Here is an 18,935-nt window from a genome sequence, read left to right as displayed (position 1 = left end):
AGCCAGCGTACCAAGCACCACCGTGCCCTTTGGTGCAGCGCCCTTTAGGGCAGCGAGTCGTCCTGGAGCACGATGTCGCTCACCTTCCACGTCCCGTTCGTGAGCGCCAGGTCCATCGTGAACGGGGTGGGCACCCGGCCCGGCCCCTGCCCGACCACCTGCCCCTGCTCGTTCTCCACCGGGTAGGGGGCCACCTTGTCGGTGACCTGCAGCAGCGCCGCCTTGGGCTGCACGGTGAGGGCCTCGACCTTGAGGAGCTGCTGGCCGTCGCCCCGCAGGATCTCGTGCGAGGACAGCAGCTGGTCGATTTCCGCCTTGGCCTGACTGAAGCACTGGCAGGTGCGCACGTAGATGTCGTCCAGCAGGCTCACGTCGCGCTGCTGCAGGGCCTGGTTGGTGACGTCGTAGATGTGCTGGACGATTGGCGTGAAGGTCTTCGACTCGGCGGCCTCCTTGGCGAGCACCGCGGGGGGTGGGGCCTGGTTCTGCTGCTCGACGTCCATGAGCCCCTTGAAGCCCACCTGCTGGACCACCCACACCGCACCGGCGGTGCAGAACACGGCCAGGCAGATGGCGAGGAGGTGGCGGCGGACCCACGAGTCCCGGGCCGGCTCCTCGGGGACTGGTCGGGGGCTCTCAGGCGGGGTCTCGACCTTCACGGCATCGGCTCTACGGCGACCGGTGCACGGCGGCAGTCGACGAGACGTCGAACGTCACCTGCGCCTGGCCCGAGAGGAGGCGCAGCAGCGTGAGCGATGCATGCCCGGTGGCAGATACGGTGACCTCCGTCCCCTGAAGATCCACGACACAGCAGCTTACAAGAGCGCTCCGGTCAAGCTGGGCCGCCACGCTGGCCTGCACCAGCCGGGTCACCTGGGCGGCGTCGAGGCGGACCACTCCCTGCTGCGCCTCGGGCGGGCTGATGCCCGAGGCCCCGGCGAGGGCGGCCGCATCCACGATGCCCTCCAGCTGCTGGCGGGCGGCGAAGACGTGCCACAGGTCCACGCTGACGCCGCCCAGGGCGAGGAGCAGGAAGCACAGACCGAGCATCCAGATGGTGAGGAAGCCCCCCTCGCCCGCCCGGATGGCCCGGCGCAGCCGTCTCACGGGGCGCTCCGGTAGAGATCGACCTGCTCGCTGAAAACGGCGGTCCAGGAGAACCCGCCCACCGAGCCCAGCCCGGGGATGGTGACCGCCGGCATGCGCACGGTGACCTGGGAAGTGACGCTGTCGCCGGGCTGCAGCCCCGAGGACGGGGCGAAGGAGACCGCCATGTCGCCGCTCGCCAGGCCGTAGTTGGCCCCGATCTGCTGGGCCGCCGACGTCCCCTGGCCGAGCGAGCTGTCGAGCACGGCGGTGCGGGCGGCCTCCTGCGCCGCCAGCCGGGCGATGTTCTGGCGGGCGAACCAGGTGGGCAGGGTGAGCACCAGGAGCATGATCGGCAGGATCAGCACCACCAGGCCGAGGACCAGCTCCAGGGTGACGAAGCCCTCCTCCGCCGGCTGGCCACGGGGGGTCACGGGGCGGGCTCCTCCACCGCCGAGGCGGTCACGGTGAAGCTCCAGGCAGGCACCGGCGGGAGCCAGGCCGGCCACGTCCCGCGGGCCGTGGCGACCAGATTGCCCGCGGCCTCGGCGCAGCTGACGGTGACGGCAGCCCCCATCGACCCCGGGCGCCCGGCCCCCAGCAGGTCGTCCAGTGCCTGCTGGGCGTGGTGGGTGCAGGTGGCCACCGGGGTACCGGAACGGGCGCCCTGGCGGGCACCCTCGTCCACGGCCGCCCGGACGGCTCCCCGGCCGTACTGGAACACGATGAGGTTGGCCACCACCACCAGCACCAGCATCGACCCCACGACGCCGGCGAGGAACTCGATGGTGACGAAGCCCCCCTCCCGGGGGTGCCCCTGCCCTAGAACGCGTTGAGCTTGTTGGTGATCATCGTCACGATGTTCAGCCCCATGATGCGCAGCACCCCCCAGATCGCCACGAGGGCGGCGATGGCGAGTGCGGCGTTGCCCAGCAGCTCGGCGGTGGTGAACCCCTCCGGGTCGTCCCACACCGCCGTGACCCGGCTCCACAGCACCAGGAGCATCAGCTGCATACGTTCCAAACGAACCTCCTTCCAATGGATCGTTCAACACCGTTAGTGCAAACCGAACACCATGCTCGGGATCGGGGCCAGGACCAGCAGGAGCATGACGGGGGCCAGCAGGGCGATGATCGGCACGAGCATGGTCGCCCGCCGCCGGGTGGCGGCCCGGTGCAGGTCCTCCCGGCGCCCGTCCCGGATGTCCTCGCTGAAGGCCAGGAGGGCGGCGGCGACATCGACGCCCCGCTCAGCTCCCGCCGCCAGCAGGGAGTAGGTACGGGCGGCCTGCGGCTCGGCGGTGAGGGCGGCGATGCGGGCGAAGGCGTCGGAAGGGGCCATCCCCCCGGCGATCAGGCGCAGGCCCTCGCCCAGCTCATCGACGACGATCCCCGAGCCCCGGGCGACGATCCGCTGCGTCGCCTGGATGGGGCCACCGCCGGTCTTCAGGTGCATGGCGAGGAGCTGGTTGACCGTGTACAGCTCGATGCGGGTGCGCTCCCTCCGGGTCCGGATGCCGGCATCGAGGCGGGAGCGCCAGCGGGTGGCCCCCACCACGAGCCCCAGGCCCCCGAGCACGAGGGCGAGGACTGCGGAGCTGAGCGCCACCCCCAGGCCGACGCCTGCGGCCGCCCCGAGGGCCGAGGCCCCCAGCTGGCGCATCCGGTAGGCCTCGACCGACAGCTCCCCGTACCCCGCCCGGCGCAGGTCGAGGTGCAGGCCCTCGTCGCTGCGGGCATCCACCACCCGTGCCAGCCCGCCCGCCAAGCCAGCCAGCGGCGGGCCGAACAGCCGCTGCAGCGAGGTCCCGGTCAGCCACGGCTCCGGCTCGGCCACCGCCGGGGCATCGGCGGTGCGCCCCAACCGGGCCCGGGCCACCTGCGTGTAGGGGCGTACCCGGCCCGCCAGCCGTGGGGTCGGCGGGACCAGCAGGGCGGCCAGGCCGGCGACGGCCACCCCGGCCAGGAGGGCGGCCAGGACCATGCGGGCATCGATGCTCACCGGGCCACCCCCGCTCCCGGCGGGCGCCCGGCCAGCACGCGCTGCTCGGGGGCCTGGCGGCTCAGCCGGTACACGATCAGGATCCCCGCCAGGCTCATCAGCGCCGCCACCACGATCACCGCCGCCCCCGCCGGGGTGCCGTAGAAGCGGCGGATCGAGCCCTGGGTGGCGGTGAGCAGGACCAGGACCAGCCAGGGCAGGGCGAAGACCGCCCAGCTGTTGATCTTCGGCTCCACCTGGTCCGAGGCGATCTCCTCCATGGTCTTCAGATCGCGGGCGGTGGCGTCAGCCAGGTCGCGCAGCACCTCGACCACGATGCGTCCGCCCTGCTCGTGGGCCAGGAGGAGCACCTCGAGGACCCGGTCGGAGGTGGGGTCGGCGAGCTGCGCCTTCACCACCTCCAGGGCCGCCGGAACCCCCATCATGCGGGCGTTCACCGTGAACCGGTCGAAGGCCACCCGCAGGGGCTCGGGGCCCGAGCTCGCCAGCCCGGCGATCGACTGCTGCAGGGAGAGTCCGGACTGGATGCCCCCGATCAGGTGGCGGACCCCGTCCGGCCAGGCCTGCTGCACCTCCAGCAGCAGGCGAGCCCGCCGGCGCCCGAAGTAGGCGGCGGGCAGCAGCCCAGCGGCCGCCGCCGGGACGAAGGCCACCAGCGGGTCGCCGGTGAGCAGCGCGACCAGGGCGAGCACCACCACCCCGGCGGCCACCGAGCCGGTGACGAACTGGGCGACCGAGAGATCCGAGCCTGCCTGGATGAGCCACACCTGGCGGTCCGGGCGCTCCCGGGCGGGGCGGACCAGCCGGCGCAGGTGTGGGGTGAACCCGGTGATCAGGCCGACGGCCAGGTACGCCACCACCCCCACCGCCAGCGAGGCGAGCAGGATCACGGGTAGGCCCCCCGTCCCGGAACCCGTCCCTCGCCGTTCGCGCCTTGGGCTACGCTCGCTTGCGCTCCGCCCCGGGCTACGCTCGCTTGCGCTCCGCCCCTGGCTACGCTCGCCAGGGCGTCGCCCAGACCGAGGGCCAGCGGGATCTGGCGGCCGTCGAGGATCGCCGGCAGCGATGCCCCCTCGGGCAGCGCCCGCTCGATCAGCTCGGCGCCGGGCGGGACCGCGCCGGTCCAGCGCAGGGGCAGCCCGAGAGCCTCCCGCACGAAGATCGGCTCGGTGGAGAAGTCGTCGGTCATCGCCGGCACCACCGCCAGGATCTCCATGATCTGGCGGCGGACCTCCTCGTCCGGGGCGACGGCGTTCACATCGTCGCGGTCCAGGTGCACCACGAAGTCGATGGCCGAGGCGAAGACCTTCCGGACGATCCCCTCGCCGACGTTCTCCCCCGCCATGATCGCGGCATTCACCAGGGCGGTGAGCGCCTCGCGGGCCGAGTTGGCGTGCACCGTGCAGCAGAACCCGCACCCGGCGTTGACCGCCCGGGTGAGCTCGAAGGCCTCCGACCCCCGGACCTCGCCCACCACGATGAGGTCGGGGCGCATCGAGAGGAGGAACTTGACCAGGTCCCGCAGCGAGATCTCCCCGGTGCCGTCCAGCGCCGGCGGCCGGGCCTCGTAGTAGGACCCGTGGGTGATGGGGGCGGACAGCTCCCGGATCTCCTCGGCGCAGCGGATGCAGTGGTGGGCGGGCGTCGCCGCCAGCAGGGCGGCCAGCAGCGAGGTCTTGCCCGCGCCGGGCGGCCCGGACACGATGGTGCTCGAGCGGGACTGCATGAGCGCCCAGAGGAACCCGGCCGCCGCCGGGGTGAGCGAATCCCGCTCCACCAGGTAGGGCAGCGTCTCCTTGCGCAGCGTGTACTTGCGCAGGGTGGCCGAGAGCCGGTCGGCCACCGGCGGGATCGCCGCCGACAGCCGGGCGGCGCCGTCCAGCACCCGGGACTGCACCAGGGGCGACTTGGCGTCCAGATGGCGCTGGGTCTGGCTGAGGAGCTGGTCGATGACCTGGCGGTTCTCGGCCTCGGTGGTGGGCGCCGACAGCCCGCGCAGCCGGCCCGCCCGGTCCAGGTACAGGACCCGGTCGCCCTCGATGAAGATCTCCTCGACGTCGGAGCGGGCGAAGAGCCCCGAGAGGGGGCCGAAGTCGCACACCGCCTCGGTGACCCGCTCCACCATCGACGCCGGGTCGGCCAGGGCGATGCCCCCACCGGCGTGGGCGGTGCGCTGGTAGCCGTCCACCGCCCGGACCACCAGCTCCCGGACGGCGGCCGAGCCCCCGTTGTGCGGGTCGAGCCGGCTCTCCTCGATGGCCTCCAGGACGGCCCGCCGGATCGAGGTGTAGGCGTCGGGCGATGGCGGCATTTGGACGGCTCCGCCCGCTCCTACCCCGCGATCCCGCACGGGTCTGCAGCGGGCTCCATAGCAGTGAGATGCGCTGGAGTGCTCTGTACCGCGGGCATCATACACATGCCCTCCGTATCGAGCAAAGGCCCCAGGTAGCAGTCAGCCTCGCGAAAACTCCACCGCGCGGCTAGGGTCCCGGCGCCGGTTCCACACGTTACGTGCGAGATTCGCCGCCATTTCGGCGGTCAAACTCGCAGGAAACGCTCGCGTCCCCCAGCGCGGCTGGGGCCTACCCCGTGATGCCCGCCCCCTGGCCGATGCCGGTCAGCGGCAGGTTGTTCAGGCCCTCCAGGATGTGCCGTGCGATCGGGGCGGCGGTCTGCGCCCCGAACCCGCCCTGCTCCAGCATCACGCACACCACGTACTGCGGGTTGGTGGACGGGGCGTAGCTCACGAACCATGCGAAGGGGGCGGTGATGCCCGGGGTGAGGCCCACCTCGGCGGTGCCGGTCTTGCCCGACACCGGGATCTGGCTGAGCGGGAACCCGCTGAAGGCCTGGCTGGCGGTGCCCGACGAGCTCATGACCACGCCCTGCAGGCCCTGCTGGATCAGGGCCAGATCGGCCCCCGAGATCGGCAGGTGCCCCTTGACCACCGGCTCCACCTGCTTGATGACCTGGTCGCCCTTCGTGATCCGCAGGCCGACCTCGGGCTGGTACAGCGTGCCCCCGTTGGCGATGGCGGCATAGGCGCTGGCCACCTGCAGCGGCGTCGCCAGCACGTCGCCCTGCCCGATGGCCATCTGGATGGTGTAGCCAGGCAGCCAGATGTTGTATGGATAGGCCTGCGGGTACTGCTTGTGGACGGTTTGCAGCCAGGTGTTGTCCGGGACCAGTCCGGGCGCCTCGTAGGGGATATCCACACCGGTGCGCTTGCCGTAGCCAAAGTCCCGGGCGTACTGCTGGAGCACCTCGCCCTGGTTGTTGACGAAACGGTCATAGAACTGCTGGCCGAAGTTGTAGAACACGGTGTCGCAGCTCTGGACCAGCGCCTGGGCGAGCGAGATGCTGCTCCCGTCCGTCGGTTCGAAGTTCTTGAACAGCTGCTTGTCCAGGGTCACCTGCGAGGGGCAGGCATAGAACCCGCTTCCATTGGCCATCCCGGTACCCAGGGCTGCAGCCGCGGGCACGATCTTGAACGTCGACCCCGGGGCGAAGGCGGCCTGGGTGATCCGGTTGATCAACGGGTAGGGGGGCTGGCTGAGGGCCAGGTAGTTGGCTTCCGAGATCCCGCCGACCCATTCGTTGGGGTCGAAGGAGGGATAGGAGGCCATCGCCAGGATCTGGCCGCTGTGCGGGTCCATCACCACGGCCCCACCGGCCACCGCCGGGTACTTCTTGCCAGTGGTGGGGTCGACCTCGGTCTGCGCCTGGGCGATGCCGGCGGTGAGCGACTGCTCGACGAGGTTCTGCACATTGAGGTCGATGCTGGTCACCAGGTTGTCGCCATTGACCGGCGGCTTGACGCTGAGCTGGCCCTGGGGGTCGCCCTGGGCGTTGACCTCCTCCAGGGTCCTCCCGTCGGTGCCGTGCAGGTACTGCTCGTACTCCTGCTCCAGGCCACTGCGGCCCACGCTGGAGTTGCCGGCATCGCCGGCGTACTTGGGGCTGGCGGTCTCCGTCGAGTTGATCGGGCCGATGTAGCCCAGCATGTTGGCGCCGACCGGCCCATTCGGATAATCCCGCAGAGGTTCGATACCGGCGAACACTCCGGGAAACCAGTTGTCCCCCTGCGGCTGGTGCTCCACGATGAACGCCACCTGGTCCTGGGGGACGTCGGTGGCAATCGGGACGTCGGTGTAGGGCAGCGCCTGGGGGCTGTTCATCTCGGCCACCAGCGTCGAGGTGGGCGTCTGCAGCACGTCCGACAGCCGGATCAGCGTCATCTGACCCTGGGCGGTCAGGTCCTCCTGGCCCTTGACCTTGGCATCGGGGACCTCGAACTGGCTGCGGTCCACGGAGACCACCGACGACGGCCGGTTGTCGGCCAGCACCTGGCCGTTGCGGTCGAGGATGCTGCCCCGTGCGGCGAGGACCGGCACCGACCGGGCGATGTTGGCCACCGCCTTCTTGGCGTAGGTGTCGGCCGCCAGGACCTGGAGGGACCACAGCCGCAGGACCAGGGCGACGACCAGTGCGAGGAACACCAGCCCGACGACGACCACCCGGAGATGCACGCGGTCAAGGCTCTGGTTGAGCGCCTTCATGCGGCGGCCACTCTATGCCACCCGGGCACGTCGGGGATCTGGGAACCGGCTGAGCGTCAGGTGCCCGGGCCGGTGGTCAGGAGCCTCGGGCCACCCGGTGCCGCCGGGGGCGGGGGGCCGCAGCCGCCGGGGTTGCCGCTGCCCCGGTCGCCTCCACCAGATCGCCGACCGCCCGGGAGAACGGCCCGGGGGCCACCAGTTCCCCCCGCCACGCCGCCTTCTCCACCGCCTCGTCGTAGGGCAGGAAGTGCACCGAGGCGGGGGCGTAGGTGCGCCGGATCTCGGCCTCGACCTCGGCCCGGATGAAGCGGTTGGCCGGCGCCCGGTTGACCACCAGGTGGATCGGTCGGCCGGGCGCCAGCGTGGCCACCTCGGCGACCCACCCGATGAGGCGGGCAACCCCCACCGGCGTGGGCAACCCGACCCCGATGATGACGTCGGCCGAGGCGGTCAGGGCCCGGGTCAGGCCATAGCGGTCCGGGCCGCCGGCGGCGGGCAGGTCCTCGAGGATCGGCCCGACGTTCACCACGACGTGGGCACACTGGCTGCGCAGCTCCTGGACGACGTCGGCGGCGTCCTGCGCCCGGATCTGGCCCCAGTCAGCCGGGTTGGTCAGCCCGGCCAGCAGGGCGAAGCCCCCGGCCGCCACCGGCAGGAGAGCACCCGCCAGCTCGCCCGATCCGTGCAGGACGGCGTCGATGGCCGTGCGGATGTTGGGGATCGGCTGCTGCCCGAGGCGCTGGGCGAGCGACGGCGAGATGTCCTGGCCATCCACCAGCACGGCGGGCCCGCTCCGCGAGCGGAGGTGGCGTGCCAGCTCGACGGCGACCTCGCTCGCCCCGCACCCACCCGGCGGGCCGCCCACCGCCCACTGCCAGCCCCGGGGCCGGGGCACCGAGGCGGGTGCCCGCATCCCGGCGGCAATCGAAGCCAGCTCGGCGTCGACGCCGTGCGCCGGCACCAGCGGTCGCCGGGGCGGGGAGGGGCGCTCGGGGAGGATCAACGCCAGCTTGCGCACGAAGTCTTCGGCGGGGGCGCTCGATTCGATGAGGTCGTCCACGCCGAGATCCAGGAGGCGCTCCTTGCCGGCCGGCTCCTCGGGGTCGTAGACGCCCAGCACGGCCCGGCCTCGCCGGTGGAGTTCGGTGACGAAACGCCCGGTCAGGAACGACGTGACATCTTCGGCCACCAGGATGTCGAAGTCCTCCTCGAGGGCCACCCGGCCGTCCACCACCCGCAGCCGCACCCGGCCGCCGCCATGATCGGTGACGTGGCGCACCACGCGGTTCGCCCACTCCCGGGGCGAGTAGACGACGGCGAGTTCGGGCTCGGTCAAGGAGAGCCGGGCTGGTCGCCGGGTTGGTCGCCGGACTGGGTGCCGGGGGGCGAGACCCGGATGGAGTACTTGCCCGAGGTCAGCACCATGGACAGCGACGAGGCCGTGGCCGTGGTGGGCACCGCCACCACGATGTCCACCGTGTCGTTGCCGGCCGCCAGGTCCTTGGACGACGGCGCCTGCGGGGCGGTCACCACCCGGAGGCCGGGCACCGCCTGGGGGGTGCCGTTCGCCGCCGTCCCGAGGACGTCGACCAGGTCCCCGGCCGGGACCCCCGCCACGCCGCCCGGGATGCTCTGCAGCGCGATCGGGATGGCCATGCTGGGCGGCGCCGGCGTCCGGGCCTGGAAGTCCTGGCGCTCGATCGCCTGCCCGGCGGCGATGCCGACCGTGGCCACCTCGCCGGACAGCGATGCGATGTCCGACGGACCCAGGAGCCCGAGACCCGCGGCCGATCCCTTCACTGTGGCGTGGGTGAACGAGGGCGCCTGCACGGTGTCGCCCGCCCGGATGGCACGGGCCGCCACCAGGATGGCGGTGGTCGTGCCACTCGCCTCGCGCAGCACCGAGTAGGTGAGCAGGGCGGCGAGCAGGCCGGCGACAATCATGACGAGATGGCCACCCGACAGCCGAGATCGGACCGGCTTGGGCGCGATCGGCGGCGCTCCGGGGGCCGGGTTTCCCGTCGAAACGCCCGGAACGCTGGGCGTTGTGCCCACTTCACGACGCTCAGTGCGTGCCATCGATGGCGTTTTCCCTAAGACAGTCCTTGCACATCGAAACCCGGCGGGCTAGCATTTTAGATGCTCGTTCTCCTAAGGTACAGGGGTCTACAGAATCCATTGGTACTCTGAGTTCGATAGGAGGTAGGTGGAAATGTCTGTGCAGTCTAATGATCTCCACACTCGGGCGAAGGCCGAGGACTATCCCTTGGTCATGGATGTCCCGCTGGTGGCTGAGATGCTCCTGACCGACGCAAACCAGGTCCGAAAGTGGGCCAACGCTGGCCTGATCCCCTGCCACCGGGTTCCCGGGACCCGCAAGTACCGCTTCCTGCGGGACGAGATCCTCGTGTGGCTGAAGGGCCTGCCCAGCGCCTCCAACGAGGAGGAACTCGAGGAAGAAGAGGTCGGCCAGCCCTCATAGCACCCTCATAGCACCCTCATAGCAACTCGGTCATAGCACGGTCCTGATGTACGCCACGGCGGTCATCGGGACGAACCAGTCCGCGTCCGGCCCGCTTCCCAGGGCCACGTGATCGGGGCCGACCACCGTCACCCGGCCGGTCACCGCATCCCCCACCGCCCCCGGCCCGGCGGTGCCCACCTCCACCAGCGCTCCCCCCAGTTGGAGCTCCAGCAGGCGGGCCCGGAGGCTGGGCGCCTCACCCGGAGCCCGGCGGGTCCCGCCCGATCGGGCCCGGCGCACCACCCGGAGCCGGCCCACGGCAGCCAGCGCCACGTCGGCCCGGGTGCCGGCGATGTCGATGGTGACGAGGTCGGCGCCCACACCGGCGATGGTGCCCGTGAAGGTCTGCCCGCCCACCTCGACGGCAACGGTGTCGCCGTGGGCCATGAGCTCGGCGGCCACCTCGGCGAGGGTGCGCCGCATGCCGGCCGACACCGCCGCCTCCCGCTCGGCCTCCTCGGCCTCGAGACGGAGTTCGGCCCGGATCGCCGCAGCAACGTCCTCAAGGTCCCGCTGGATCGCGTCCATTGAGCGCCCCAAATCCCTCACATCGCCGAGAGGCACTGTAGCACCCGGGCTGAGGGCCGAGTCAAGCCGCGAAAAACCTCCGGTGGTCCGGCCGGTGAGCTACAGGGCCGCCGCCAGCCGGGCCGCCGCCGCCCGGTACTGCTTGCCGGCGTGGTACGAGGAGCGCACCAGCGGCCCGGCCTCCACCCAGGCGAAGCCCAGCTCCTCGCCGATGCGGCGGTACTCGGCGAACTCGTCGGGGTGGACCCAGCGGTGCACCGGCAGGTGGTGGTCCACCGACGGGGCGAGGTACTGCCCGATCGTCATGATGTCCACCCCGGCCTCGCGCAGGTCCCCCAGCGTGGCCACGACCTCCTCGGAGGTCTCCCCCATCCCCACGATGAGGTTGGACTTGGTCGGGGTCCGGGGCGCCACCTCCTTGGCCATCCGCAGGACGGCCAGCGACCGGTCGTAGCGGAACCCGGGCCGCACGCTGCGGTGCAGGCGCCGGGTGGTCTCCAGGTTGTGGGCGAATACGTCGGGCCCGGCCGCCAGCACCTCGCCGATCGCCCCCGGATCGCCCTTCAGGTCGCCGGTCAGCACCTCCACCCTGCACCCCGGGACCGCAGCCCGGATCGCCCGGATCGTGGCCGCCCACAACTGCGCCTGCGCCATGGGCGGGTGGTCGTCCCGCTCGACCCCGGTCACGACGGCGAACCGCAGCCCCATGGCGGCGACCGCCGAGGCCACCCGGACGGGCTCCTCGGGGTCCAGGGGGCCGGGCTTCCCGGTGGCGATGTCGCAGAAGCCGCACCGCCGGGTGCAGGTCTTGCCCAGGATGAGGAACGTCGCCTCCTTGGCCTCCCAGCACTCGTAGACGTTGGGGCACGACGCCTCCTCGCACACCGTGTGCAGCTCGAGGCCCCGCACCAGGCCCTTCAGCTCGGTGTAGTTCGGTCCGGTCCGCAGCCGGTTGCGCACCCATGGGGGGCGGGGAGGGCGCCGGGGGACGTCGTCACCCAGGGCGGCCCGGGTGGGGATCGACGCCCCCAGAAAGATGGTGGAGCTCAATAGCGGGCCAACTCCAGCATGGCGTCGTAGATCTGCCCGGGGGTCGGGAGAAAGAAGTCCTCCAGCACCTTGCAGTACGGCGTCGCCGGGATGTCCGGCCCACCGATGCGCACCACCGGGGCGTCGAGGTCGTAGAACAGCTCCTCGCCGATGCGGGCGCTGATCTCGGCCCCCACGCCAAGCGTACGGTTGTCCTCGATGACGATCATCGCCTTGGAGGTCTTGGCGACCGAGCCCAGGAGGCACTCCCAGTCCATGGGCGCCACGCTGCGGGGGTCGATGACCTCGACGTTGATGCTCTCCTCGGCAGCGAGGCGGTCGGCGGCGTCCATGCAGTGGTGCAGCATGAGCCCGTAGGCGATCACGGTGAGCACATCGCCCTCCCGCTTGACCGCCGCCGTGCCGATGGGCACCTCGTAGTCCTCGTCGGGCACCTCCCCGGTCACGCCCCGGTAGCACTTCTTGTGCTCGAAGTAGAGGACCGGGTCGGGGTCGTAGAGCGCGGCCCGCAGCAGGCCCTTGGCGTCGTAGGGCGTGGAGGGCAGGACGATCTTCAGCCCGGGCACGTGGGCGAACAGCGCCTCCACCGACTGCGAGTGGTACAGCCCGCCGTGGACCCCGGCGCCGTACGGCGCCCGGATGACGATGGGGCACCCGAAGTCGCCGTTGCTGCGGTAGCGCAGGCGGGCCGCCTCCTGGACGATCTGGTTGAAGGCCGGGTGGATGAAGTCGGCGAACTGGATCTCGCAGATCGGCAGCAGCCCGCCCAGGGCCATCCCGATGCCGTGGCCGACAATCGAGCACTCGGCCAGCGGCGTGTCGATCACCCGCTCCTCGCCGAACTTGTCCAGGAATCCCTTGGTGGCCAGGAAGACGCCGCCCCGCTGGCCGACGTCCTCGCCCAGGACCACGACCCGCTCGTCGTTGGCCATGAGATCCCACATGGTGTCGTGGATGGTGTTGATCAGGTTCTTGACCGGCATCGTCGTCCCTTTACTCGGCGTATTTGCCGTCAGCGCTCGTAGAAGACGTGCCGCAGGGCATCGTCGACAGCCGGGTACGGCGCCTGCTCGACGTACTCCACGGCCTCGGCGAGGTCGGCTTTGATCGCCTCGGTTACGCGCTCGAGCTCGGCGCTGTCGATCAGGTTGTGCTGCTTCAGGTAGGCCTGGAAGCGGTGCACCGGGTCATGGCGGCGGGCCTCCTTGACCTCCTCCCGGGTACGGTAGGTGCGGTCGTCATCGTCCGAGGTGTGGGGGGCATAGCGGTAGGTGGTGCACTCGATCAGTGTCGGCCCCCCACCGTTGCGGGCCTTGTCCACCGCCGTCTTGGCCGCCTCGTAGCACGCCAGCACATCGTTGCCGTCCACGTGGTGGCCCTCGAAGCCGTAGGCGGTCGCCCGCTCCGCCACGGTGGCCACCGCCATCTGCTTGGACTGCGGGACGCTGATGGCGTACTTGTTGTTCTCGCACACGAACACCACGGGCAGGCGGTGGATGCCGGCGAAGTTCAGGGCCTCGTGCCAGTCGCCCTCTGACGTGGCGCCCTCGCCGAACCAGCACATCACCACACCGGCCTCCCGGCGGTACTTGATGGCATAGGCCAACCCGGCGGCGTGGGGTATCTGGGTGGCGATCGGCGACGACCCGCTGATGATCCCCAGCCGGTGGCAGCCCCAGTGCGACGGCATCTGGCGCCCGCCGTTGCACGGGTCCTCGGCCCGGGCGTAGACGCCCAGCAGGACGTCCCGGGCGGTGAGGCCGGCCACCATCACGACCGCGAGGTCGCGGTAGTACGGCACGAAGTAGTCCGAGCCCCGCATGAGGCTGTAGGCGGTGCCCACCTGGCAGGCCTCGTGCCCGGCCGAGCTCACAACGAAGGGCGCCTTGCCCTGGCGGTTGAGCGCCCACGAACGCTCGTCGAGCATCCGGGCCGCCAGCATGAAACGGTGCATCTCCAGGGCCTGCGCGTTCGTCAGCCCGAGGGCCTCGTGGCGCATGCGGGTCTGCTCGGCACGGCTCATAGATCAACCATTAGACGAGTATCCCTCCCGATCGGGCAGCGGCCCGCCGGGCCGGGGGAACGGCAGGACGGCGGCCTCGGGGCGCATTGTAACCCCAAGTAAACCAGCGTCCGCCACCCGCTCGGGGCGCTTGCGCAGTACCCCGCCGAGGTGCCGGACCACCGACGCCACCACCCGCCCGGGTTCCGGCGCCGTGCCCAGCAGCCGTTCCAGCGACGTCACCTCGACCGGCAACCCGCACGGCACCATCCCGCCGAAAAAGGCCAGGTCGGGGGCGACATTCAGGGCGAAGCCGTGCTTGGTGACCCCCCGGGTGACATTGACCCCGATGGAGGCCAGTTTCTGCTCCTCCACCCAGACGCCGGTCATCCCCTCCCGCCGCCCGGCAGCCACCGAGAAGTCGGCGCACACCCGGATCAGCACCTCCTCCAGGCTGCGCAGGTAGGCGATGGCGTCGGCAGGCGGCTCGAGGGCGAGGATCGGGTACCCGACCAGCTGACCCGGGCCGTGGTAGGTGATGCTCCCGCCCCGGTCGGCCTCGTAGAGCTCGATGCCCCGGGCGGCGAGTGCGGTCGGGTCGGCCAGCAGGTGCTCCGGGGCGAACCGGCGCCCGAGGGTGTAGACGTGGGGATGCTCCAGCAGGAGGACGACGTCGTCGATCTCCCCCGCCACCCGCCGCCGGTGCAGCTCGCCCTGCCACTCGAGTGCGGCGGCGTAGGGCACGAGGCCCGGCTCCACCACCCGAAGCGTGCGGGAGGTGTCCGGGCGGGGCTGGACGCGCACCGTCAGCGGGCTCCGGAAAGGTAGGCGCTCAGGTCGGTCGAGAAGTCCTCGTTTTCCAGCAGGGACTTCAACTCGGCGAGGTACCGGGCCGCCTCGGCGCCGTCGATGACCCGGTGGTCCCAGGCGATGGACAGGAACACCATCTGGCGGATGGCGATGGCGTCGTTGCCCTGGGCGTCGGTGATCACCACCGGGCGCTTGGTGACGGCGTCCATCGCCAGGATGCCCGCTTGGCCCCGGTTGATGACCGGCACCGACATGATCGAGCCGAACGGCCCCGGGTTGGTGATGGTGAATGTGCCACCCTGGACGTCGTCGGGCACCAGGCGCTTGCCCCGGGCCCGCTCCGCCAGGTCCCGGATCGACCGGGCGATGCCCACCAGGTTCATCCCGTCGGCGTTTTTTATGACCGGGACGATGAGCCCGTTCGCCAGCGCCACCGCGATGCCCAGGTTGACGTAGTGCTTGCGGGTGATGGTGCCGTCGCCGTTCCAGGTGGCGTTGACCTCGGGGTACTTGAGCAGCGCCTGGGTGATGGCCTTGCAGACGAAGGGCATCCAGGTGAGCGAGAACCCCTCGCGCTCCTTGAAGACCGGACCGGCCTGCGCCCGCAGCTTGCCGATGCGGGTCATGTCCACCTCGATGGTGTTCCACGCCCGGGCGGTCTCGAGGGCCGAGGCCACCATGTGCTCGGCGATCGCCTTGCGCATGTGGCTGACCTGCACGATCTCGTCGCTGCCGGTGGCGGCGCCGGCGTAGCTCGGAGCGGGCTCGGGCTCGCCCGGGGCCCCCGCGGGCGGGACGATCGAGGTCGGGGCCTCGGCGGGGGCTTGGGCCAGTAGAGCGGGGGGTGCCGCCGCGGCTGCCGCTGGGACCTGGGGGGCGGGAGCCGGAGGGGCGGGGGGTGCGGCGGCGGCGGCCAGCACGTCCTGCTTCGTGATGCGCCCGCCGGTGCCGGTTCCCCGGACGGCGGCGAGGTCGATGCCCCGCTCGGCCGCCAGCCGGCGGACCACCGGGGACAGGACCCCCCGGAGGGGGTCACCGCCGTCGGATGCCGGGCCGGAGGCGGCCGCCGGGGCTGTCGCCGCGGGGGTGGCTGCCGGGGCTGAGGCCGCGGCCGGTGCACGGGCTGGCGCCGGCGGAGCCGGGGGAGGCGGTGGGGGTGCGGGGGCGGAGCTGCGCTCGACGTCGGGCATCTGCTTGGGGGCCCCCGCCGGTGCGGCGGGCTTGGCCGGGAGGGACTCCCCGGCACCGGTGATCTCGGCGATCACCGAACCCACGGTGACGGTTTCCCCCTCACCGGCGTGGATGCGGGCGACGGTGCCGGCGGCCGGGGAGGGGATCTCGCTGTCGACCTTGTCGGTCGATACCTCGACCAGCGGCTCATCGACGCCGACGGACTCGCCTTCCCGCTTGAGCCAGCGGGTGATGGTGCCCTCGACGACGGTCTCGCCGAGCTGCGGCATCTTTACCTGTGTCGCCACGCACTCCCCCAGTTCAGGTTGCTGATCGCCCAATCCTACCGGGCCGCACCCGCAGCCGAGGGTCACCGGGTCTGCCTCGCGGTTGCCTCGCGTTTGCCTCTCGGGGTTACGGGTAGGTGACGCGCATGAGCCAAACCCCGCAGGACCCCGACGCCACACCCCCGGGCGACGCCGCCGCTCCGCCCGTCCCGGACGCCGCCGACCTCGACCGCGCCCTCGGCGCCAAGAGGCAGGCGGTCATGAACGGCCCGCAGTACACGCAGCGAGAAAAAGGGCGCACCTGGGAGCACGACGTGCCTGCGCCGCAGGATCCGTAGCTCCCTACCTAGACTGGCCATGTGACGCTCATGGCCCGGGAAGCCTTCGAGGCGCTCGTGGAGCAGGCCTTCGACGAGTTGCCCCCGGAGCTGGCCGCCCGGGTCTCCAACGTGGACGTGGTGGTCCAGGACCTGCCCGGGCCGGAATCGGCCGGCGCCTCGGTGGGGGCCGGCGCCCTCCTGCTCGGCCTGTACCAGGGCATCCCCCTCACCCAGCGGGGGGACTGGTACTCGGCGGTGCTGCCCGACCGGATCACGATCTACCAGGCCAACATCGAGCGGGTCGCCGGCTCGCCCGAGGCGATCCCCGCCATCGTCCGCCGTACCGTGATCCACGAGTTCGCCCACCACTTCGGCATCGACGACGCCCGCCTGGCTGAACTCGGCTGGTAGCGGGGCAGGTCCCTGGCGGTAGCCGCCCCGCCGGGCCGGCAATCTCCAGGCCGGGTCGGCTTCGAAGTCCTGCCGTGAACAAGCTGTGGCGGTTCCCCCACATCACCCGGCGCCACCTGCAGGTGGCCCTCGGCGTGCTGTGGCTCTTCGACGGGCTGCTCCAGCTCCAGCCCTTCATGTTCACCCGGGGCTTCGCCCGCCAGGTCATCGCCCCTGCGGCAGACGGCTCGCCCCGTGCGCTCGTCGCCGGGGTGACGCTCGCCGCCCACGTCATCGCCGGGCACCCCGCCTTCTGGAACGCCCTCTTCGCCGCAGTCCAGCTGGCGCTGGGCATCGGCCTGCTCTGGCGCCCAACCGTGCGCGCCGCCCTGGCCGGCTCGGTGGCCTGGGGCCTCGGCGTGTGGGTGCTGGGCGAGAGCCTCGGCGGTCTCGCCGGGGGCCATGCCTCCCTGGTGACGGGCGCACCCGGGGCGGCGGTGCTCTACGCCGTGCTGGCCGCCGGCATCTGGCCCACCGCCCGGCCCGATGGCGACGACTCCCCCGCCGCCTGGCTGGGCGCCGCCTGGGCGGTGCTGTGGATCGGGGCCGCGCTGCTGCAGACCCTGCCCGGCCGGCTGAGTGGCTCGACACTGGCCAGCCAGGTCACCGACAGCGGCGCCACCGGCTGGCTGGGTGGCCTCACGCATGCCGCCGCCTCGGGGGCCCGCCACGGCGGGCCGGCGATGGTCGTCGCCCTCGTCCTGACCATGGCCCTGGTGGGCGCTGCGGGCGTGGCCCAGACAGCCCACGGCCAGGTGCGGCTGGCCGGGGTGGGGCTGGGCATCGGGCTGGCGGTGTTGTTTTGGGTGGTCGGGCAGGGGGCCGGGCAGCTCGCCACCGGCATGGCCACCGATCCCAACACCGCCGTCCCGGTGGTGCTGCTGGGTCTGGCGGCGATCGGGGCCTCCCGGCGGGAGCCGCGCATCACTGGGATGATGGCGCCATGGGAACGGGAGCGGATCTCGCCGCCGACCTGGTCCGCACTTCGGGCGCCTTCGCCGAGTACGCGGCCGCACTGACCCCCGCCCAGTGGCGCACGGTGGCCGTCAACAGCCCGGACATCGTCCGGGGTGAGGACGAGAACCGCCCGGTCGGGGTGCTCGTCCACCACGTCGCCGACTGGCTTCCCCGCTGCCTGGACATGGTCGAGGTCCGGGTGCGCACCGACGACGCCCCCCGCACCGACTTCGACGCGATCAACGCCGAACACGCCGCTGCCCATCCCGACCCGGACCAGGCCGAGACCCTGGCCCTCCTCGCCCAGCGGACGCAGGAGGTGGCAGCGGCCATCGCCGCGCTGACCGACGAGGAGCTGGCCCGGGGCAAGGCGACCGGCTTTGACGCCGAGACGGTCATCCGCCGCGTGATGATCGGCCACTTCGGGTGGCACCTGGGGAGCATGAAGGCCACCTTCGCGGCCACCGGGTAAGGGTGGCCTCCGGCTGCTGTGCCATTCTGCACTCTTTGCTGAGGTCCAGTTACCTTCAGCCTGCCCAGCCCGGAAGCGTCGCCCACTGTCATACCCCCTCAGTACTCTTTTGTGTATGAGTGAACATGATATTTCTGTTCAGGGCGACACAAAGTCACGAGAGCAAGCTCTTAGGCAGCTGGTGGCCGCCCAACATCAGGTTCTGTCTCGTCGCCAGGCGAGCACGATCGGCTTCACTCGCGGACAAATCGTCTACCGCCTCGAAACCGGGGCATGGGAGCTCGTCCACCCGAACGTGTACCGGATCGGTGGGTCCACGGCCTCGTGGCAACAGAGCCTTATGGCCGCGCAGCTCTGGGGTGGTCCGGGCGCGGTGCTCTCCCACGAGTCTGCGGGGGCCCTCTTTGGCCTGGACGGAGTGCCCGAAGGCGCGGTCGCGCTGACGTGCCCCCGGGCTGTGGCGCCCAGGGGAGTCAAGGTGCACCGTGCGAGCCAGCTCCAGCCCTGGGAGTACGGCCCCCTCGACCCGTCGCCGGACCCGCTCAGCAACCCCTGGGAGCCGACGCTCGCCGAATCGTTGCGGGTGACCGGGGTCGTGCGCACGCTGATGGACCTGGGCAGCGTGCTGAGGCCGGCCGCACTGGAGGCCGCCGTCGAGGACGCCCTGCGGCGGGAGGAGGACCGCTTCGCCCTGGTGGCACGCCGGCTCGGGCAGGCGG

The 18,935-nt window shown here is 71.7% G+C and carries 23 protein-coding genes; 6 read left to right on the top strand and 17 right to left on the bottom strand.

The genetic code is table 11. The annotated features are described in order from the left end of the window. Positions 1-44: 44 nt before the first annotated feature. The 11 genes from VFW71_10665 to VFW71_10615 form a co-directional block, all read right to left on the bottom strand. The gene (locus VFW71_10665; GenBank protein ID HEU5003224.1) at positions 45-659 is read right to left on the bottom strand and encodes a hypothetical protein; all 615 of its coding nucleotides are present in this window, start codon (positions 657-659) and stop codon (positions 45-47) included. Positions 660-669: 10 nt separating this feature from the next. After that, positions 670-1,107, bottom strand: coding sequence for a pilus assembly protein TadG-related protein (locus tag VFW71_10660; GenBank protein HEU5003223.1), 438 nt, complete (start codon positions 1,105-1,107; stop codon positions 670-672). After that, a complete protein-coding gene (locus VFW71_10655; GenBank protein HEU5003222.1) occupies positions 1,104-1,520 on the bottom strand; it encodes a hypothetical protein in 417 nt (138 codons plus the stop codon). The genes VFW71_10660 and VFW71_10655 overlap by 4 nt, the downstream gene beginning before the upstream one ends. Next, the gene (locus VFW71_10650; protein ID HEU5003221.1) at positions 1,517-1,852 is read right to left on the bottom strand and encodes a hypothetical protein; all 336 of its coding nucleotides are present in this window, start codon (positions 1,850-1,852) and stop codon (positions 1,517-1,519) included. The genes VFW71_10655 and VFW71_10650 overlap by 4 nt, the downstream gene beginning before the upstream one ends. Positions 1,853-1,908: 56 nt before the next feature. Beyond that, positions 1,909-2,109 (bottom strand): hypothetical protein, encoded by a 201-nt coding sequence (locus tag VFW71_10645; protein ID HEU5003220.1) that lies wholly within the window; start codon positions 2,107-2,109, stop codon positions 1,909-1,911. Between the two features lie 33 nt (positions 2,110-2,142). Beyond that, the gene (locus VFW71_10640; GenBank protein ID HEU5003219.1) at positions 2,143-3,087 is read right to left on the bottom strand and encodes a type II secretion system F family protein; all 945 of its coding nucleotides are present in this window, start codon (positions 3,085-3,087) and stop codon (positions 2,143-2,145) included. Next, complete coding sequence (locus tag VFW71_10635; protein HEU5003218.1) at positions 3,084-3,977, bottom strand: type II secretion system F family protein; 894 nt, start codon at positions 3,975-3,977, stop codon at positions 3,084-3,086. Before VFW71_10635 ends, VFW71_10640 begins: the two co-directional genes overlap by 4 nt. Beyond that, positions 3,974-5,398, bottom strand: coding sequence for an ATPase, T2SS/T4P/T4SS family (locus tag VFW71_10630; protein ID HEU5003217.1), 1,425 nt, complete (start codon positions 5,396-5,398; stop codon positions 3,974-3,976). The genes VFW71_10635 and VFW71_10630 overlap by 4 nt, the downstream gene beginning before the upstream one ends. A gap of 271 nt (positions 5,399-5,669) precedes the next feature. Beyond that, on the bottom strand, positions 5,670-7,646 hold the full coding sequence (mrdA, locus tag VFW71_10625; GenBank protein ID HEU5003216.1) for a penicillin-binding protein 2: 1,977 nt from the start codon (positions 7,644-7,646) through the stop codon (positions 5,670-5,672). Between the two features lie 76 nt (positions 7,647-7,722). Further along, positions 7,723-8,982 carry a hypothetical protein gene (locus tag VFW71_10620; protein HEU5003215.1) on the bottom strand — a complete coding sequence of 420 codons (1,260 nt, stop codon included), beginning with the start codon at positions 8,980-8,982 and terminating at the stop codon, positions 7,723-7,725. Next, on the bottom strand, positions 8,979-9,590 hold the full coding sequence (locus VFW71_10615) for a hypothetical protein (GenBank protein ID HEU5003214.1): 612 nt from the start codon (positions 9,588-9,590) through the stop codon (positions 8,979-8,981). Before VFW71_10615 ends, VFW71_10620 begins: the two co-directional genes overlap by 4 nt. 268 nt (positions 9,591-9,858) lie before the next feature. On the opposite strand from VFW71_10615, the gene VFW71_10610 reads away from it, so the two are divergent. Continuing rightward, positions 9,859-10,128 (top strand): helix-turn-helix domain-containing protein, encoded by a 270-nt coding sequence (locus tag VFW71_10610; protein ID HEU5003213.1) that lies wholly within the window; start codon positions 9,859-9,861, stop codon positions 10,126-10,128. Between the two features lie 30 nt (positions 10,129-10,158). Here the strand turns inward: VFW71_10610 and VFW71_10605 are convergent, their stop codons facing one another. The 6 genes from VFW71_10605 to sucB all read right to left on the bottom strand — a co-directional run bounded on the left by VFW71_10605 (position 10,159) and on the right by sucB (position 16,104). Next, positions 10,159-10,698: a hypothetical protein gene (locus VFW71_10605; protein HEU5003212.1), complete on the bottom strand. Its 540-nt coding sequence runs from the start codon at positions 10,696-10,698 to the stop codon at positions 10,159-10,161. A gap of 99 nt (positions 10,699-10,797) precedes the next feature. After that, complete coding sequence (gene lipA, locus VFW71_10600) at positions 10,798-11,748, bottom strand: lipoyl synthase (GenBank protein HEU5003211.1); 951 nt, start codon at positions 11,746-11,748, stop codon at positions 10,798-10,800. After that, entirely contained in the window at positions 11,745-12,731 is a 987-nt protein-coding gene (locus VFW71_10595; GenBank protein HEU5003210.1) for an alpha-ketoacid dehydrogenase subunit beta, read from the bottom strand. The genes lipA and VFW71_10595 overlap by 4 nt, the downstream gene beginning before the upstream one ends. 29 nt (positions 12,732-12,760) lie before the next feature. Next, entirely contained in the window at positions 12,761-13,771 is a 1,011-nt protein-coding gene (locus VFW71_10590; protein HEU5003209.1) for a thiamine pyrophosphate-dependent dehydrogenase E1 component subunit alpha, read from the bottom strand. 3 nt (positions 13,772-13,774) lie between these two features. Continuing rightward, positions 13,775-14,554, bottom strand: coding sequence for a lipoyl(octanoyl) transferase LipB (lipB, locus tag VFW71_10585; protein ID HEU5003208.1), 780 nt, complete (start codon positions 14,552-14,554; stop codon positions 13,775-13,777). 2 nt (positions 14,555-14,556) lie between these two features. Further along, positions 14,557-16,104, bottom strand: a complete 1,548-nt coding sequence (sucB, locus tag VFW71_10580; GenBank protein HEU5003207.1) for a 2-oxoglutarate dehydrogenase, E2 component, dihydrolipoamide succinyltransferase — start codon at positions 16,102-16,104, stop codon at positions 14,557-14,559. Positions 16,105-16,163: 59 nt separating this feature from the next. Between sucB and VFW71_10575 the strand changes: the two genes are divergently transcribed. From VFW71_10575 to VFW71_10555, 5 genes are all read left to right on the top strand, one after another. Further along, positions 16,164-16,355 carry a hypothetical protein gene (locus VFW71_10575; protein HEU5003206.1) on the top strand — a complete coding sequence of 64 codons (192 nt, stop codon included), beginning with the start codon at positions 16,164-16,166 and terminating at the stop codon, positions 16,353-16,355. Positions 16,356-16,376: 21 nt separating this feature from the next. Then, the gene (locus VFW71_10570; protein ID HEU5003205.1) at positions 16,377-16,748 is read left to right on the top strand and encodes a metallopeptidase family protein; all 372 of its coding nucleotides are present in this window, start codon (positions 16,377-16,379) and stop codon (positions 16,746-16,748) included. A gap of 74 nt (positions 16,749-16,822) precedes the next feature. Next, complete coding sequence (locus VFW71_10565) at positions 16,823-17,806, top strand: hypothetical protein (GenBank protein HEU5003204.1); 984 nt, start codon at positions 16,823-16,825, stop codon at positions 17,804-17,806. Beyond that, the gene (locus VFW71_10560; protein ID HEU5003203.1) at positions 17,731-18,216 is read left to right on the top strand and encodes a DinB family protein; all 486 of its coding nucleotides are present in this window, start codon (positions 17,731-17,733) and stop codon (positions 18,214-18,216) included. The genes VFW71_10565 and VFW71_10560 overlap by 76 nt, the downstream gene beginning before the upstream one ends. Before the next feature lie 478 nt (positions 18,217-18,694). Then, the coding region (locus tag VFW71_10555) for a hypothetical protein (protein HEU5003202.1) at positions 18,695-18,935 on the top strand (241 nt) is incomplete at its 3' end.

It is taken from the genome of Actinomycetota bacterium (genome assembly GCA_035765775.1).
Taxonomy (GTDB): domain Bacteria; phylum Actinomycetota; class CADDZG01; order JAHWKV01; family JAOPZY01; genus DASTWV01.
This window is presented reverse-complemented; position numbering and strand designations above follow the sequence as displayed.